Annotated in this window: 17 protein-coding genes; 9 read left to right on the top strand and 8 right to left on the bottom strand. The window is 67.1% G+C overall.

Annotated features, from left to right (window positions below; translation table 11 throughout):
• The 4 genes from IPG63_03935 to IPG63_03920 form a co-directional block, all read right to left on the bottom strand.
• Complete coding sequence (locus tag IPG63_03935) at positions 1-684, bottom strand: NYN domain-containing protein (protein ID MBK6726401.1); 684 nt, start codon at positions 682-684, stop codon at positions 1-3.
• Between the two features lie 160 nt (positions 685-844).
• Entirely contained in the window at positions 845-1,744 is a 900-nt protein-coding gene (glyQ, locus tag IPG63_03930) for a glycine--tRNA ligase subunit alpha (GenBank protein MBK6726400.1), read from the bottom strand.
• Between the two features lie 62 nt (positions 1,745-1,806).
• Positions 1,807-2,121, bottom strand: a complete 315-nt coding sequence (locus IPG63_03925; protein ID MBK6726399.1) for a type II toxin-antitoxin system VapC family toxin — start codon at positions 2,119-2,121, stop codon at positions 1,807-1,809.
• Between the two features lie 122 nt (positions 2,122-2,243).
• Complete coding sequence (locus IPG63_03920; GenBank protein ID MBK6726398.1) at positions 2,244-2,507, bottom strand: AbrB/MazE/SpoVT family DNA-binding domain-containing protein; 264 nt, start codon at positions 2,505-2,507, stop codon at positions 2,244-2,246.
• A 157-nt stretch (positions 2,508-2,664) separates the two neighbouring features.
• On the opposite strand from IPG63_03920, the gene IPG63_03915 reads away from it, so the two are divergent.
• The 6 genes from IPG63_03915 (at position 2,665) to IPG63_03890 (ending at position 9,938) form a co-directional block, all read left to right on the top strand.
• Entirely contained in the window at positions 2,665-4,491 is a 1,827-nt protein-coding gene (locus IPG63_03915; GenBank protein ID MBK6726397.1) for a type II/IV secretion system protein, read from the top strand.
• Positions 4,492-4,660: 169 nt separating this feature from the next.
• Positions 4,661-5,401: an ABC transporter ATP-binding protein gene (locus IPG63_03910; GenBank protein ID MBK6726396.1), complete on the top strand. Its 741-nt coding sequence runs from the start codon at positions 4,661-4,663 to the stop codon at positions 5,399-5,401.
• A gap of 73 nt (positions 5,402-5,474) precedes the next feature.
• The gene (locus IPG63_03905; protein MBK6726395.1) at positions 5,475-6,458 is read left to right on the top strand and encodes an HlyD family efflux transporter periplasmic adaptor subunit; all 984 of its coding nucleotides are present in this window, start codon (positions 5,475-5,477) and stop codon (positions 6,456-6,458) included.
• Positions 6,455-7,408 (top strand): HlyD family efflux transporter periplasmic adaptor subunit, encoded by a 954-nt coding sequence (locus IPG63_03900; protein MBK6726394.1) that lies wholly within the window; start codon positions 6,455-6,457, stop codon positions 7,406-7,408. Before IPG63_03905 ends, IPG63_03900 begins: the two co-directional genes overlap by 4 nt.
• On the top strand, positions 7,405-8,676 hold the full coding sequence (locus tag IPG63_03895; GenBank protein MBK6726393.1) for a hypothetical protein: 1,272 nt from the start codon (positions 7,405-7,407) through the stop codon (positions 8,674-8,676). The genes IPG63_03900 and IPG63_03895 overlap by 4 nt, the downstream gene beginning before the upstream one ends.
• On the top strand, positions 8,673-9,938 hold the full coding sequence (locus IPG63_03890; protein MBK6726392.1) for an ABC transporter permease: 1,266 nt from the start codon (positions 8,673-8,675) through the stop codon (positions 9,936-9,938). Before IPG63_03895 ends, IPG63_03890 begins: the two co-directional genes overlap by 4 nt.
• Before the next feature lie 8 nt (positions 9,939-9,946).
• Here IPG63_03890 and IPG63_03885 read toward each other — a convergent pair whose 3' ends face one another.
• Genes IPG63_03885 through IPG63_03875 form a run of 3 tightly spaced genes read right to left on the bottom strand, consistent with a single transcriptional unit; the run spans position 9,947 to position 10,738 of the window.
• Positions 9,947-10,294, bottom strand: coding sequence for a type II toxin-antitoxin system PemK/MazF family toxin (locus tag IPG63_03885; GenBank protein MBK6726391.1), 348 nt, complete (start codon positions 10,292-10,294; stop codon positions 9,947-9,949).
• Complete coding sequence (locus tag IPG63_03880) at positions 10,291-10,542, bottom strand: AbrB/MazE/SpoVT family DNA-binding domain-containing protein (protein MBK6726390.1); 252 nt, start codon at positions 10,540-10,542, stop codon at positions 10,291-10,293. The genes IPG63_03885 and IPG63_03880 overlap by 4 nt, the downstream gene beginning before the upstream one ends.
• A gap of 10 nt (positions 10,543-10,552) precedes the next feature.
• Positions 10,553-10,738: a hypothetical protein gene (locus tag IPG63_03875; GenBank protein ID MBK6726389.1), complete on the bottom strand. Its 186-nt coding sequence runs from the start codon at positions 10,736-10,738 to the stop codon at positions 10,553-10,555.
• Between IPG63_03875 and IPG63_03870 the strand changes: the two genes are divergently transcribed.
• The 3 genes from IPG63_03870 to IPG63_03860 all read left to right on the top strand — a co-directional run bounded on the left by IPG63_03870 (position 10,737) and on the right by IPG63_03860 (position 14,061).
• Positions 10,737-12,434: a hypothetical protein gene (locus IPG63_03870; protein MBK6726388.1), complete on the top strand. Its 1,698-nt coding sequence runs from the start codon at positions 10,737-10,739 to the stop codon at positions 12,432-12,434. The two genes, IPG63_03875 and IPG63_03870, sit on opposite strands and share 2 nt — an antisense overlap.
• Before the next feature lie 92 nt (positions 12,435-12,526).
• Positions 12,527-13,723, top strand: coding sequence for a hypothetical protein (locus IPG63_03865; protein MBK6726387.1), 1,197 nt, complete (start codon positions 12,527-12,529; stop codon positions 13,721-13,723).
• Positions 13,720-14,061, top strand: coding sequence for a hypothetical protein (locus tag IPG63_03860; GenBank protein ID MBK6726386.1), 342 nt, complete (start codon positions 13,720-13,722; stop codon positions 14,059-14,061). The genes IPG63_03865 and IPG63_03860 overlap by 4 nt, the downstream gene beginning before the upstream one ends.
• Before the next feature lie 29 nt (positions 14,062-14,090).
• Here IPG63_03860 and IPG63_03855 read toward each other — a convergent pair whose 3' ends face one another.
• Positions 14,091-14,624, bottom strand: a complete 534-nt coding sequence (locus IPG63_03855) for an O-acetyl-ADP-ribose deacetylase (GenBank protein ID MBK6726385.1) — start codon at positions 14,622-14,624, stop codon at positions 14,091-14,093.
• Positions 14,625-14,652: the final 28 nt, after the last annotated feature.

The following is a 14,652-nucleotide window of genomic DNA, read 5'->3' as shown; positions in this document are numbered from 1 at the left end:
TCATGGAGTGCTCGTCACTGAAGGGGCATTGGTCGTGGGCTGGACCAAGCAGTCGATGGAAGTGTCGTCCGTTTGGTCGACATGGGTGATCAAGTCGCGCCGCACATGATGGCCGAGCGTTGCCAGCAGCAAGCGTAGTCCTTCGCGCCGCACGAACTTGAATGCCGGCACCAGGTCGCTGTCTCCGGTCACGACGACGATGGTGTCCACGGACTTCGTCAGCGCAAGGCGCGACATGTCGATGCCGATGCGCAAGTCCACGCCTTTCTGCTTGATGTCCGGAACCAGGTCTTGTGCTGTGATCGCACGCGGCGATTCCAGTAGATTCTTGAGCGCGCGATCGCCGATGCGCCACCCGATCGAAGTCGACTCACCCAGGCGAACTGCAAAGTTGCCGAGATGCTCCAGAGTGCGGAGCAGGTGCTCGTGCTGGCGCGCCACGGGCGAGCCCGAGAGCTGGACCTCGGCCTTGCTGATCGGATTCTTGAGTACGCCGGAAGCAGGAGTCGCGTGATAGAAATAATTGCGCAGCAACTCCTTGCTGCTCGAAACGTTTGATGCGGACAGGCTGGCAACCGCGGAGACTTCGGCAGCGGTCGGGAAGCGCTTGAATCGCCCCTGCCACTTCTTGATCACGAAGCCGCCATCGATCAACACGGCGTAACGAGGGGTCGGGGAGCTCATAGAGGTTGACCGGGCCCGGTCGTGCTGCGCGAGCGCAGGCTTGGATCAGGGACGAGCGGGCCGGTCTTTTCTCTATCAGTGACCCGAGCGGGCCACGGCGGGCATTGTGGATCAGCCATGCGATCCACACAAGACCAGTCGTGGTCGTGGTTCGGATTCATCAGGCCGCCTTCTGCTTCAGGCCCGGAAACCCGAGCTTCTCGCGTTGCGCGTGGTAGCACTCGGCGACCGCCTTGGCGATGGTGCGCACGCGCAGGATGAAGCGCTGGCGTTCGGTCACGCTGATCGCGCGGCGCGCGTCGAGCAGGTTGAAACTGTGGCTGGCCTTGCACACCTGTTCGTAGGCCGGCAGCGGCAGGCCCTTCTCCACGAGCTTCAATGCCTCGCCTTCGCAGGTGTCGAACCAGGCAAACAGCGCATCGACGTTCGCATGTTCGAAGTTGTACGTGCTCTGTTCGACTTCGTTCTGGTGATAGACGTCGCCATAGGTGACGGTGCCCTGCGGGCCCTGCACCCACACGAGGTCGTAGACGTTGTCGACGTTCTGCAGGTACATCGCGAGGCGCTCGAGGCCGTAGGTGATTTCGCCGGTGACCGGCTTGCAGTCGAGGCCGCCGGCCTGCTGGAAATAGGTGAACTGGGTGACCTCCATGCCGTTCAACCACACTTCCCAACCGAGGCCCCAGGCGCCAAGTGTCGGGCTCTCCCAGTTGTCCTCGACGAAGCGCAGGTCATGCGTCAGCGGGTCGATGCCGAGTGCCTTCAGCGAACCGATGTAGAGATCGAGGATGTTCGCCGGGTTCGGCTTCAGCACCACTTGGTACTGGTAGTAGTGCTGCAGGCGGTTCGGGTTCTCGCCGTAGCGACCATCGGTCGGACGCCGCGAGGGCTGCACATAGGCGGCGCGCCACGGCTCCGGGCCGAGCGCGCGCAGGAAGGTCGCGGGATGGAAGGTGCCGGCACCGACTTCGATGTCGAGCGGCTGGATCAGCACGCAACCCTGCTCCGCCCAATAGCGGTTCAGCGTCTGGATCACGTCCTGGAAAGTCGGGCCTGTCATGTGGATTCCGGTCTGGGTCGAAAAGCGCCGTAGTATAGCGGCGGCGCGGGCTTGGCCCGGCTTCAGCGACTGCGGCGCGTACCAGGCAGCCGTACCGGCGGCTGCAGCTTCAGGCGCTCACCGCGACGCACGAAGCCGCGATCATCGAAGCTGGCAACCCGGTTGCAGCCGGCATAACTGGCGTGATGCAGCGCATCCGCGAAATCGAATCCCGCGGTGTAGTTGGCCAAAGCCTGTTCGACGGCAGAGCGATCTTCCAGCTCGATATGCGCTTGTTCGGTCAGCCAACCGAGGGCGCGTCCGATATCGGCGCGCGAATATCGATAGAAGCCGCGCAACACCCATTCAAGTTCGAGCAATACCGTCTTGCACACCATCAACGGCTGCCCGGAGTCAATCAGAGACTGCGCTTGCGCAAACTGCTGCCGTTCCGAGGGGTCTTCGCCCGGAGCCACCAGATAGCGCGCCAGGATGTTGGTATCGAGGCCGATCGTGGCGTTCATCGCGAGCGGCCGCGTCGGCCCGGTCCGGAGCTCATCAGGCTGGCGACATCGAAATCCGCAGGGCAGGCCGCTCCCTTGTGCCGCAGCATGCCCGCTGCGCTCGACGTGACGACCGTTGACGATGCGCCGACCCGTTCCATTTCGGCGCGATCGCCGACGACGCGGAAGCGTACCTGGCTGCCCGCGCGCAGACCGAGCTGCTGGCGCACGGCCTTCGGGATGGTGACTTGCCCCTTGCTGGTGATCGAGAACGCTGCCATTGTGTGCCACCCTGGTATTACTTGGTAAGGATGCTACTGGCGCGGGTGGCATGCAGCAACCAGCGGCGGTTTCGCCTGGAGCCTGGTTGGCCGCACTCGCGTCGAGACGCTGCAGCCGCCACAATGACTTGACGCGATGCGCGAAGGACTGGCGGCAATGAGCAAGCACGACACGCACAAGGTGGTTCCGCTGGAGGGGAGAGCGGCGTTCACGACCAGCAAGTTCTCCGAGGGCAAGCGCGTCGAACTCGACGAGGTGCTGGCGGCGATGATCGTGGAGAAGCTCGTCACCGCCGAGGCCGCGAAATCGATTCGCACTGGAAAGAGCCTCGGTCGCGGCGAGGTGCATCCGCTGGTGCTGATCGCGAACGCCAAGCTGCCCGATCCGCGAGAACCCAGCCGCCATTTGACTCTGGAAACACTGACGCAGTGGCTGGCGCACAAGGCCGGGTTGGCGTACTTGCGCATTGATCCGACCAAGATCGACATCGCCCGCGTCGGCGAAGTGGTGGCACCGAGCTACGCGACGCGCTACCGCATCCTGCCGGTCAGCGTCAGCGCCGATGCCCTGACCATCGCCACCAGCGAGCCGTTCGACACCCGCTGGCTGCCTGACCTTGAACGCCTGCTGCGGCGCAAGGTCACGCGCGTGGTCGCGAACCCGCTCGACGTCAACCGTTTCCTGATGGAGTTTGCCGGCATCTCGCGCAACGTGCGCAAAGCCAAGGACGGCAATGATGCCGGCGACCAGCGCGGCGTCCCCAACTTCGAGATGCTGGTCGAGCTCGGCAAGTCCGGCGATCTCGGCGCCGAGGACTCGCATGTGGTCAAGATCGTGGACTGGCTGCTGCAGTACGCCTACGAGCAGCGTGCCAGCGACATTCATCTGGAGCCGCGGCGCGAGATGAGTCCGGCGCGTTTCCGTGTCGACGGGGTGCTGCACAAGGTCTACGAGTTGCCTACGCCGGTGATGGCGGCGGTGGTGTCGCGCATCAAGATTCTCGGGCGCATGGACATCGCCGAGCGCCGGCGTCCGCAGGATGGGCGCATCAAGACGCGCTCGCCCGGCGGGCGCGAGGTCGAGATGCGCATCTCGACCATGCCGACCGCCTTCGGCGAGAAAGTGGTGATGCGCATCTTCGACCCGGATGTGGTGCTCAAGAATTTTTCCGAGCTCGGCTTCAATGCGCGCGACGAAGCGCAGTGGCGCGAAATGATCGAGCGACCGCACGGCATCGTGCTGGTCACCGGCCCCACCGGTTCCGGCAAGACCACGACCCTGTATTCGACGCTGAAGCATCTGGCGACGCCGGAGCTGAACGTTTGCACGATCGAAGACCCGATCGAGATGATTGCGCCGGCGTTCAACCAGATGCAGGTGCAGCCGTCGATCGACCTGACGTTCGCCGCTGGCGTGCGCACCTTGCTGCGCCAGGACCCGGACATCATCATGGTCGGTGAAATCCGCGATCTTGAGACGGCCGAGATGGCGGTGCAGGCGGCGCTGACCGGGCACCTGGTGCTGAGTACCCTGCACACCAACGATGCGCCAAGCGCGGTCACGCGATTGCTGGATCTGGGCGTGCCGCATTATCTGATCCAGAGTTCGGTGAACGGCATCGTCGCGCAGCGCCTCGCACGCACGCTGTGCCCGCGCTGCAAGCAGCCGGTTGCGGTCGATCCGGGAGCCTGGCAGGCACTGACGCGCGGTTTCGAATTGGCGCTGCCCGAACATGCGCGTGCCGCCAAGGGCTGCGACGACTGCCGCCATACCGGCTACTACGGCCGCACCGCGGTGTACGAAATGCTGACGCTGTCACCGAAGCTGCGCCGCGAGATCCGCGCCGACCTCGACCTGCCGGCGTTCGGCGAAACTTGCCTGCATGAAGGCATGCGGCCACTGCGCCTGGCCGGCGCCGAACTGATCGGGCGCGGCCTGACCACGGTCAAAGAGGTGGTGTCGGTGCTGCCGACCATCGATTGATCCCGGTCGGGGATGTGGGTCTGGCTTCAGCCAGACGCTTTGCCGACATGCAGGAAAGGCGTTTGGCTGAAGCCAAACCCACAGCCAAACCCACGGTCGATCCCACTCGATACCCCGCCCCGATGCACGAGCGCTCCATCCGGTCGCATGACCTGTGGCGCTTCTGGCGATGCACGACTTGCGGAACCCTTGGGCGCCCCCATGGTCTGAAGCGCCTCGCTACAGGGAAGTTCCGGTGATCCAGCTCGAGAACATTCGCAGAACCTACGACATGCACGGCGCCGAGGTGCGCGCGCTCGACGGCGTGTCGCTGCAGGTCGATGCCGGCGAATTCGTCGCCATCACCGGGCCTTCCGGGTCCGGCAAGTCGACCCTGCTCAATGTGCTGGGTTGCCTGGACAAGCCCGACAGCGGCTCGTATGTGCTCGACGGCGAGGAAGTGTCGCGGCTCGACGACGAGGCCATCAGTACGCTGCGCAATCGCAAGATCGGATTCATCTTCCAGAGCTTCCACCTGCTGCCACGCCTGACCGTGCTCGAAAACGTGCTGCTGCCGCTGCGCTTCACGCGCGAGCCGAAGCCGGACGTGAGCGCTCGCGCGCGCGAACTGCTGGCGCGCGTCGGCCTCGCCGATCGCATGGATCATCGCCCGACCCAGCTGTCCGGCGGCCAGATGCAGCGCGCCGCGATCGCGCGCTCGCTGATCCTGAGCCCGGCCCTGCTGCTCGCCGACGAGCCCACCGGCAATCTCGATTCCAGGTCCGCGAATGATGTGCTCGGGCTGATCGAGGAATTGCACACGCACGGCCAGACCATCGTGCTGGTCACCCACGATCACGACATCGCCGCGCGCGTGCCGCGCCATGTGCGCCTGCGCGACGGCCTGGTGGAATCCGATGACAAGCGTTGATCCTCATGCTGGCAGTGCATTGCTTTCGTGGGTCCGAATTTCATTCGGACGCTCTTTGCCGGAAAGCGTCCGAATGAAATTCGGACCCACATTCGCGCTGTTGTTGACGTGCGCGAGCCTCGTGAGCGCCGCAAACCCCCGCGTGATCCTCAGCGGCGAAGTGGTCGCGCTGAACGCGCAGCCGGTGTATTGCCCGCCGTCGAATTCGTCGCCGGTGGTGCTGCGTTACTACGTGCGCGAGGGCACGCCGGTGAAGCGCGGCGACGTTGTGGTGCGCATCGATGCCGGCGGCAGCGCGGCGCAGATCCAGACGCTCACCGGCCAAATCGATCAGACCGAAGCGCGCGTCGCGCAGGAAGTGGCGACACTCGATGTGACTGCGATCGATGCCGAACGCGCCTTCGTCGATGCCGACGCATTGAACCGCAAGGCCAAGGTCGATGCTGCGATCCCGAAGCAGCACTTGTCCGCGCTCGACTACGACCGCTACCAGGGCGAGCTGGTGCGCACCGGTCGTGACTTGGAATTGCGTCGCAAGGAGCGCGACGCAGCCATCGCCGCGGTCAAGCGTCGCCGCGAGGACGCGCGCCTGGAGATCGACAAGTTGCGCCAGGACCTGCTCTATCACCAGGCGCAGGTGGCGCTGGCGGAAGTGAAGGCCGAGGTCGATGGCATCGTCGTGCACGGCTTCAACCCGTGGCGCGGCGACCGTCTCGACGAGGGCTCCTCGGCCTGGCCGGGGATGAAGATCGGCGACATCGTCGATCGCGGACCGATGACCGTGCGCGCCTATGCGCTGGAAGCCGACCGCAGCGCCCTCAGTGTCGGCCAGCGAGTGCGGCTGCGCTTCGACGCGCGCCCCGACCTGAAGCTGGAAGCAGCCATCGAGTCGATCTCGGGCGCGCCTGCGGCCAAGGCCGAGATGGGCGCGGGGCGTTATTTCACCGTCACCATTCCACTCGCGGATTCGGCCGGGCTTGAGCTGCTGCCGGCCTCCAGCGTGCGCGTCGAACCGATCGCGACGAGCGCGGTTGCCGCCACCGGAGAGCGCCGATGAAACGACTCTCGTGCCTGATCCTGCTGCTGTCGGCGATGTCGCTGGCGGCCGCGGAACTGAGCTTCGATGGCGAGATCGCCGCGCGCGAGAGCGCTTCGATCTCGCCTCCCGAAATCGACGATCTGTGGCAACTGACACTGACCCAGCTCGCTCCCGATGGCACGCCGGTCAAGAAGGGCGAGGTCGCCGCCGCCTTCGACAGCTCCGAGGTGCTGCGCACGCTGAGCGGCAAGCAGAGCGCGCTCAAGGAAAAGGAAACCCAGCGCGAACGCCTGCGCCTGGAACTGGAGGAGCGCGAACGCACCGAAGCACTGGCCACTGCGCAAGCCAAGGCGAACGCCGAGAAGGCGACGCGCAAGGCCGACCAGCCGGCCGACATCGTGCGTCGCGTCGACTATCAGAAGCTGGTGATCGAGCGCGACCAGGCCGAGCGCCAGTTTGCACTTGCGACGCGTCGCGAGGCGGCCGCGGCCGAGCAGCGCAAGCAGGAGTGGCGCCTGGTCGAATCCGAGCTAGCACAGTTGCGCGACGAAGTGGCGCGCTCGCAGAAGGCGATGGCCGAGCTCAACGTGCAGGCGCCGCGCGACGGCATCATCCTGCACCAGAGCAATTTCCAGGGCGAGAAGTTCGATGTTGGCTCGCAGGTGTTTCGCGGCCAGTCGGTGGCGCAGATTCCGGACGTCTCGACCCTGATCGCGCGCGTCGCGATTCCGGAAACCGAGATTCGCCACGTGGCCGTAGGGATGAAGGCGCGGGTCACGGTCGAGGGCGGCGCTGGCCAGGCGATCGAGGGCACGGTCACCGAGGTCGGCCGCGCGGTACGCAGCAAGTCGCGCGCGCAGCTGGTGCCGGTGGTCGATGCCGTGGTCAGTTTCGATCCCAAGGGGCAGGCCTTGAAGCCGGGGCAGCCGGTTCGGGTGGTGATCCGGGTCGGGGAGCAACGCTCATGAGGCGCATCTGCCTGATCTCCCTGCTGGCGCTGGCGGCCTGCGGCGATGACGCCGGCCTGGTTGCGCCGGTGGAAGTGCTGAAGCAAGGCGCGGTGGCATTGCGGGTTTCGGCGGCGGGCGAAGTCCGCTCGGCCAAGGCGACGCCACTGGCGGTGCCGGGCCAGGGCTGGTCGCAGCGGCAACTGGAGTGGATGGTCGCCGAAGGTTCGCAGGTGAAGAAGGGCGATCTGGTCGCGCGCTTCATTGCGCCGCAGGGCGAACTCGAATTGACCAAGGCCGAGCTCGATCTGCGCCGCAACGTGCTCGCGCGCATCGGCAAGGAGCTCGAACTCGCGACCGCGCAGGACAAGGTCGGTGCCGAAATCGCCAAGGTCGATGTCGATCTCGGCATCGCCGAGCGCTACGCCGGCGCCGAACTCGGCATGTTCGCGCGCAACGAGATTCTCGACGCGGTGCAGGACGCCGCCTTCCTCGGCTTCAAGCACCAGACCCTGGAATGGCAGAAGCAGCAGACCGGCGTGCGTGGCGGGGCCGAGCTGGCGGTGCTCGATTCGCAGCGCGCCACCTATGGGCTCAATGCGCAGCGCCGGCGCGAGGACGTGGCCGCGCTCGAGCTGTACGCGCCGCACGATGGCGTGTTCGTGCTCAGCACCGACTGGGGCGGCGAGAAGCCCAAGGTCGGCGCCAGCATGTGGGCCGGCCAGGAGTTCGGGGCACTGCCGGAACTGTCGTCGCTGGAGGTGCAGTTCGCGCTCACCCAACTCGATGCCCAGGGCGTGAAGGTCGGCGCGCGCGTGAAGATGCACGCGCTCGGCCGGCCCGAGCAGGAGTTCGTCAGCGAAGTCAGCTGGGTTGCCGGCGCCGCGCAGTCGCGCAGTCGCCAGAACCCGGTCAAGTACGTGTTGATGAAAGCCGCCGTGCCGGCTGCGGCGGTGGCCAAGTTCCAGTTGGTGCCGGGGCAGGGCATGGCCGCGGATGTGTTCACCGGAGAAGCCGGCGAAGGCCTGTCGGTGCCGAACGTGGCGCTGATTGCCGAGGGCGGCAAGACCTACGTCGAAGTGCGCGAAGGCGGCAAGCTGGCGAAGCGCGAAGTCGAGCTCGGTGCGCGCGGCACCGCGCGCAGCGAGGTGCTGAAGGGACTGAAGGCCGGCGACGCGGTGGTGCTGACACCGGCCGCGAATGCGGCGAATCCGGACGCGAAGCGCTTTTCGGCGCCGAGCGATGGCGCCCGCGGCGGGCGTGGTGGCGGCATGCGGAGAGTCGGATGAGTGTCTGGATCGATCGCATCGGTCATCGCTTCGGCACGCACTGGCGTGAGGCGGTCGAGGAGTTGTGGCGTCGCCGCCTGCGCACGCTACTGACCCTGTTGGGACTGATTTTCGGCGTCGGCTCGATCGTGGCGATGCAGGGCGTCGGCGAAGGCTCGCGCCAGGAAGCGCTGAAGCTGGTCGAGGGTCTGGGTCTGCGCAACCTGATCGTGAAAACCGAGTCGCCGCCGGACCAGGAGGCGCTGCGCGAGATGCGTGCCCGCAGCCTCGGGCTGACCCGAGCCGACGCCGAGGCGGCGATGCAAGTGGTGCCGCGCGCCAGCGGATTCGCCGCCGAGAAGGCGATCAAGACGCATTCGGTGCTGAGCGAATACGCGAACTCGGACGCGGTGGCGAGCGGCGTCACGCCGGACTACTTCAAGCTGTCCTCGCTCGCCGTCGGCAGCGGTCGCGTGTTCGACCTGGCCGACGACGAGCGCCTGGCGGCGGTGGCGGTGCTCGGCCACCAGGCGGCGAAGACGCTGTTCCCGGGTCGCGACGCGGTCGGCGAGCTGGTCAAGGTCAACCACGCCTGGTTCGAGGTCATCGGCGTGCTGGTCGATCGCGATCTGAGCAAGGACCAGTTCGAGGGCGTGCAGCTCGGTCTCGAGAGCAACCGCGTGTTCGTGCCGCTGGCTTCGGCACTGGCGCGCCTGCGCTTCCAGCCGATGGAGGACGAGATCGACCGGTTCCTGGTGCAGCTCGATGACCCGGTCGGCATCGTCGATGGCTCCAAGGTGCTCTCGGCTCTGCTCGACCAGCGCCATGCCGGGCAGAAGGACTACGCGCTGATCGTGCCGGCGCAGTTGTACCGCCAGCACCAGGCGACGCAGCGCATCTTCCAGATCGTGATGGCCGCGATCGCCGGCGTCAGCCTGCTGGTCGGCGGCATCGGCATCATGAACATCATGCTCGCCAACGTGCTCGAACGGAAACGCGAGATCGGGCTGCTGCGCGCGCTCGGTGCGCGTCGGCGCGACGTGATCGAACAGTTCATGCGCGAAGCGGCGCTGATCTGCGGCGTCGGTGCCGTGCTCGGACTCGTGTTTGGTGGCGCGCTGGCCTACCTGATCGCCTGGGGCGCGGGCTGGGCGGTGGGCTGGGCGCCGATCCCGGTGTTCGCCGCGACCCTGATCTGCGCGCTCACCGGACTCGCCTTCGGCGTCTACCCCGCCCGCCAAGCCGCCGACCTCGACCCGATCGCGGCGCTGCGCACGGATTGATCGGTGCGCTAGTCGAGGATCGAACGCACGGCATCAATGGCCTCGTCGATGATTGCGTCCGGCGCGCGCTCGATGCGCCGGAAGCGACGGGCGCGCGAGTCGATGGTGCGCGTCTGGTCGCAGCAGATGACGCCCTGCGTGCGCGTCCCAGCCCCCATCAGCGTTACGCTGAAGCCGGTGCTGCGGGTCAGTTGGCCGCCCTGCGTGATTGGGGCGACCAGCAATAGTCCGGACGCGGCGTTGAAGCTGTCGGCCGAAAGCACGAGCACTGGCCGCGTGCCGCGGATCTCGCGGCCGAGCGTCGGGTCGAGGCTGAGATCGAGGATGTCGCCGCGCGCTGGCAGGCCGCGGCTCACAGCTGTTCCCGACCAATCGCCGGCGCGGCGAGCCAGTCCGCATCCCGGCCCCACTTCGCCGGAGTTTTCGGAGATTCAGCGAGGCGTTGCGCCAAGGTTCGCCTGGCCGCCGAAACGCGCAGTTGGCGGCCCTCGACGACCAGGTCCACGACTGAACCCGCCTCCACCGCCAGTGACTTCGCGATCGATTTCGGAATCGAAAGAATGATCGAACCACCGGATTGTCGAAGGGTCGCGCTGCAACTCATGGGCATGGCCTCAGGGTTTTACTGCTGTAAAACATAGAACAGGGCGGTGCGCGTGGCAACCGCAGGCCTTCACACCGCCGACCTCGACCTGATCGCGGCGCTGCGCACGGATCGAGTGGCGCAGCGCCGTGCCGATTGCAGCGCACGCCGCGGCGGAGTAGAACTCGCGCACCGGATTGCCGCGGAGGTACGTCATGAAGCGCATGCTCATCGTGGTCGCGGTGATCGCTGCCGGCGTCGCCGGTTACTTCTATTCGCGTGGCCGCGCGCCGGCACCGGCAGCGGTGCCCGAGCCGCCGCCCGCTGCGGTGAGCCAGATCGGAGCCACGCTGCTCGAAGGCCTCGGCGACTACCAGTTCGCGGTCACCAGCAAACATCCAGCGGTGCAGCGATGGTTCAACCAGGGCCTGATGCTCACCTACGGCTTCAATCACGACGCAGCCGAACGTTCCTTCCTGCGCGCGGTGGAACTCGATCCCGAATGCGCAATGTGCTGGTGGGGCGCGGCGCTGGTGCTCGGGCCGCACGTGAACTCGGGCATGGACCCGGGCAACAATGCCAAGGCCTGGCAACGCCTGCAGAAGGCGCAGCAATTCTCCGCCAAGGCGACACCGCGCGAGCAGGGTTTCATCAAGGCGCTGTCGGCGCGCTACGTCGAGCGGCCCGGTGACGATCGCAGCGCGCTCGACGCCGCCTATGCCGAAGCCAGCGGCGCGCTCGCGCGCGAACTTCCGGGTGATCCCGACGCCGCGACCTTCTGGGCCGAGGCGATGATGGACACGCAACCCTGGGACTACTACGACGCCGAGTTGAAACCGAAGGGCCACACCGAGCACATCGTGTTCGTGCTCGAGGGCGTGATGGCGCGTCATCCCGACCACGCCGGTGCATTGCATCTGTATGTGCATGCGGTCGAGGCCTCGGCCGATCCGCAACGCGGCGTCGCTGCCGCCGACCGCTTGCGCGCCTTGATCCCGGGCTCCGGCCATCTGGTGCACATGCCCGCGCACATCTATGCGCGGGTCGGTCGCTGGCATGACGCGGTGCTCGCGAACGAAGTCGCGGTGAAGGCCGACGACGCCTATCTGGACGTCTGCCGTGGCAATGCGCAGGGCCTGTATCCGCTCGGCTACGTGCCACACAATCATCACTTCCTGTGGTTCGCGGCGAGCATGGAAGGCGCACGTGCGGTTGCGAAGGCAGCGGCCGAGGCCACCTCCGCGCGCACGAATCTGCCCGACTTAATGCGGCAACCGGGCTTCGCCGGCTTGCAGCACTACTGGATGACCGACTGGTTCCGACGCGTGCGCTTCGGGCGCTGGGAGGAAATCATCGATGCGCCGAACCCGGCGCCGGACCTGCCCTATGTCAGCGCGATCTGGCACTACGCGCGTGGCATGGCCGCGGTGCGAGATCGCGAACTCGAGCAGGCCGAGCAGCACCTGGCTGCGCTGGCCAAACTCGCGGCCGACCCGGAACTGGCCAAGCTCACGGTCTGGGATCGTTATCCGCTTGCGCATGCGGTACGCATCGCCGAGCGCACCTTGCGCGGCGAGCTGGCGACGGTGAACGGCGACACCCAAGCCGGCATCGAGGCGCTGCGCGAAGCGGTCGTGATCGAGGACGGCATTCCCTACGACGAGCCACCGGGCTGGCATGCGCCGACACGGCACACACTGGGCGCCATGCTGCTGGCCGCCGGCGACGCCAAGTCGGCCGAGGCGACCTATCGCGAGGAACTGCAGCGCAATCCCGAGAACGGCTGGTCGCTGTTCGGCCTCGCGCAGAGCCTGCGTGCGCAGCAGCGCGGCGCAGAAGCCGCCGAGGTGCAACGCCGCTTCGACGCCGCCTGGCAGCACGCCGATATCGTGCTGAGCGCGTCCAGGCTCTGAAAGATTTTGCCGCCCGCGCCCCGATCCGACTGATCCGCATCCGCGCCATCTTGCGTGGCAGTACTCGAACGGGCAAATCGGACGGGGTCAACATGGGTGCCTGGCTGTGGAAGTGGATGAAACGCGCGGCGCTGCTGCTGCTGTTGGGCTTGGCCGGGCTGCTCACGTGGGCGGGGCTGGCCGAGCCGGCGCCGGACATCGTCAGCGCGCTGACGACGCTGGCGCCTGCGGAGCGCGAGGCCCTGGAGCAGATCGCGCACGATGGCGGCTTCGAGCTGCGGGCGGTGCACTCGCTCGGCGGCTACTACCGCGGCCTGCTCGAAGCCGAAGTGAACCGGCGAGCGGTGTGGATCGAGGCCGGACATGTGCGTGCACTGCGCGTGGCCGACTGGCCGCATGCCGCGGCGCCGGATGTTAGCGCGTTCACCGCGCTGCGCGTGCTGTGGTTCGACCACGGCCAGCTCGCGCAATGGCCGCAGCTGTCCGGGCTCGATGCGCTGCGCGAGTTGAACCTGTCGCAGCAACCGCTGCCGACGCCCGCGGCGAACGCATTGCCCGCAGGCCTCGAAGCACTCGCGCTCGCCGCTACGCGCGTCGCCGATGTGGCGGCGCTGGCCACGCTGGCGCGTTTGCGCGAGCTCGATTTGTCGGCGACACCGCTGACCGACTTCAGCGCACTGCTCGCGCTCGACCTGGACCGACTCGACCTCTCCGCGAGCCGCATCGCGCGGATGCCGGATGCGCTGCCGAAACGCGGCGGCAACTGGGCGCTGAATCTGGACGACACGCCGGTGCTGAATCCGCCCGGGCTGTCGTGGCAGGGTCCGGGCAGCTACGCATTCACCGGCGCTGCGTCCGGACGCGAGGAACGCAGAGGTTGGGCCGGCTCCGGCGAAGTGGACGCGAGCGGGTACGGCGAAACCGTATCCGCGCTGCGTCCGGTCGAGTTGATGACGCGCAACACGCGCGGCGTTCATGAGGTTGAGGTTGAAGCCAGCATCGGCCGCGGCCGCGTGCGCATCTGGTTGCAGCCGCCGGACCACTACTGGTCACGCATTTCGCCTTGGTTTGGCGCGGTGTCGGTGCGCGGCTTCGGTTTTCCGCCGCGTCAGGCCTGGGTCTATGCCGACGTCGATGCCGGTCGCAGCGCGCGATTGCGCGGTCGACTCGGCAGTGCCGGGGCCGCCGAGCGCCCGCAGGTGCGCTTCCTGGTCGAGCCGCTCGACGGCGTGCCCGCTCACGATTTCCGCTACCACGTGCGTCACGCCGCGCCGGAGGCACGGCCATGACGCGCCCGACCGCAACACCGATGCATCCGGCATTGCGCTGGTCGATCGCGATCGGCGGCGCACTGCTGCTGCTTGGTCTGCTCGTCGGCGTCTTCTTCTTCGGTCTGCTGGCGATGGCCTTTGGCGCCGACTCGTGCGGCGAAATCGGCGCGGGGCTGAGCAAGACGCTGCTGTTCGGTGCGCCGCTCGCGATGGCGCTTGGCGTCATCGTCGCCGCCATCCTGTTCGGCCTGAACCAGCGCCGGCAATTGTGGTTGGGCGCGCTCGGCGGCGGCGGACTGCTTGGCGTCTGCGGCTACGTCGGCTGGTTCGTGCTGGTCTCGCAGCGCTGCGCGTGAGCGCCGGTTGCGTGGCTCGGGCGCGCGATTTATCGCGCGCCGGAATCCGTGTCGCATCCATCGAGCAACCTTCGGTAGATCGCGAGATGGGATTCGGAGAAGCAGCAGAACACGACGTCGGTGAGTCCGGGATGCAGCGGTGCATGCTCGCGCACGCTTGCCACTGCGATCGGGGCTGCGAGTTCCACCGGATAGCCGTAGACGCCGGTGCTGATGCCGGGGAAGGCGAGCGAGGAGAGGCCGGCGGCAGCGGCGACTTCGATGCAGCGGCGGTAGCAGGAGGCGAGCAGTTCGGGTTCGCCGTGGCGGCCGTCCTGCCACACCGGACCGACGGTGTGGATGACATGGCGTGCCGGCAGGCGATGGCCGCGGGTGAGCTTGGCATCGCCGACACGGCAGCCGCCGAGCAGGCGGCACTCGCGCAACAGCTCGGGTCCGGCGGCGCGATGGATCGCACCATCTACGCCGCCACCGCCGAGCAGCGACGAGTTCGCGGCGTTGACGATGGCATCGAGGGCGAGCGTGGTGAGGTCGGCGCAAATGGCACGCAGGCGCAGCGGCATGGCGATCAGGCCCGGAACCCGGACGTGC

Source organism: Lysobacterales bacterium (genome assembly GCA_016703225.1).
Taxonomy (GTDB): Bacteria; Pseudomonadota; Gammaproteobacteria; order Xanthomonadales; family Ahniellaceae; genus JADKHK01.
This window is presented reverse-complemented; position numbering and strand designations above follow the sequence as displayed.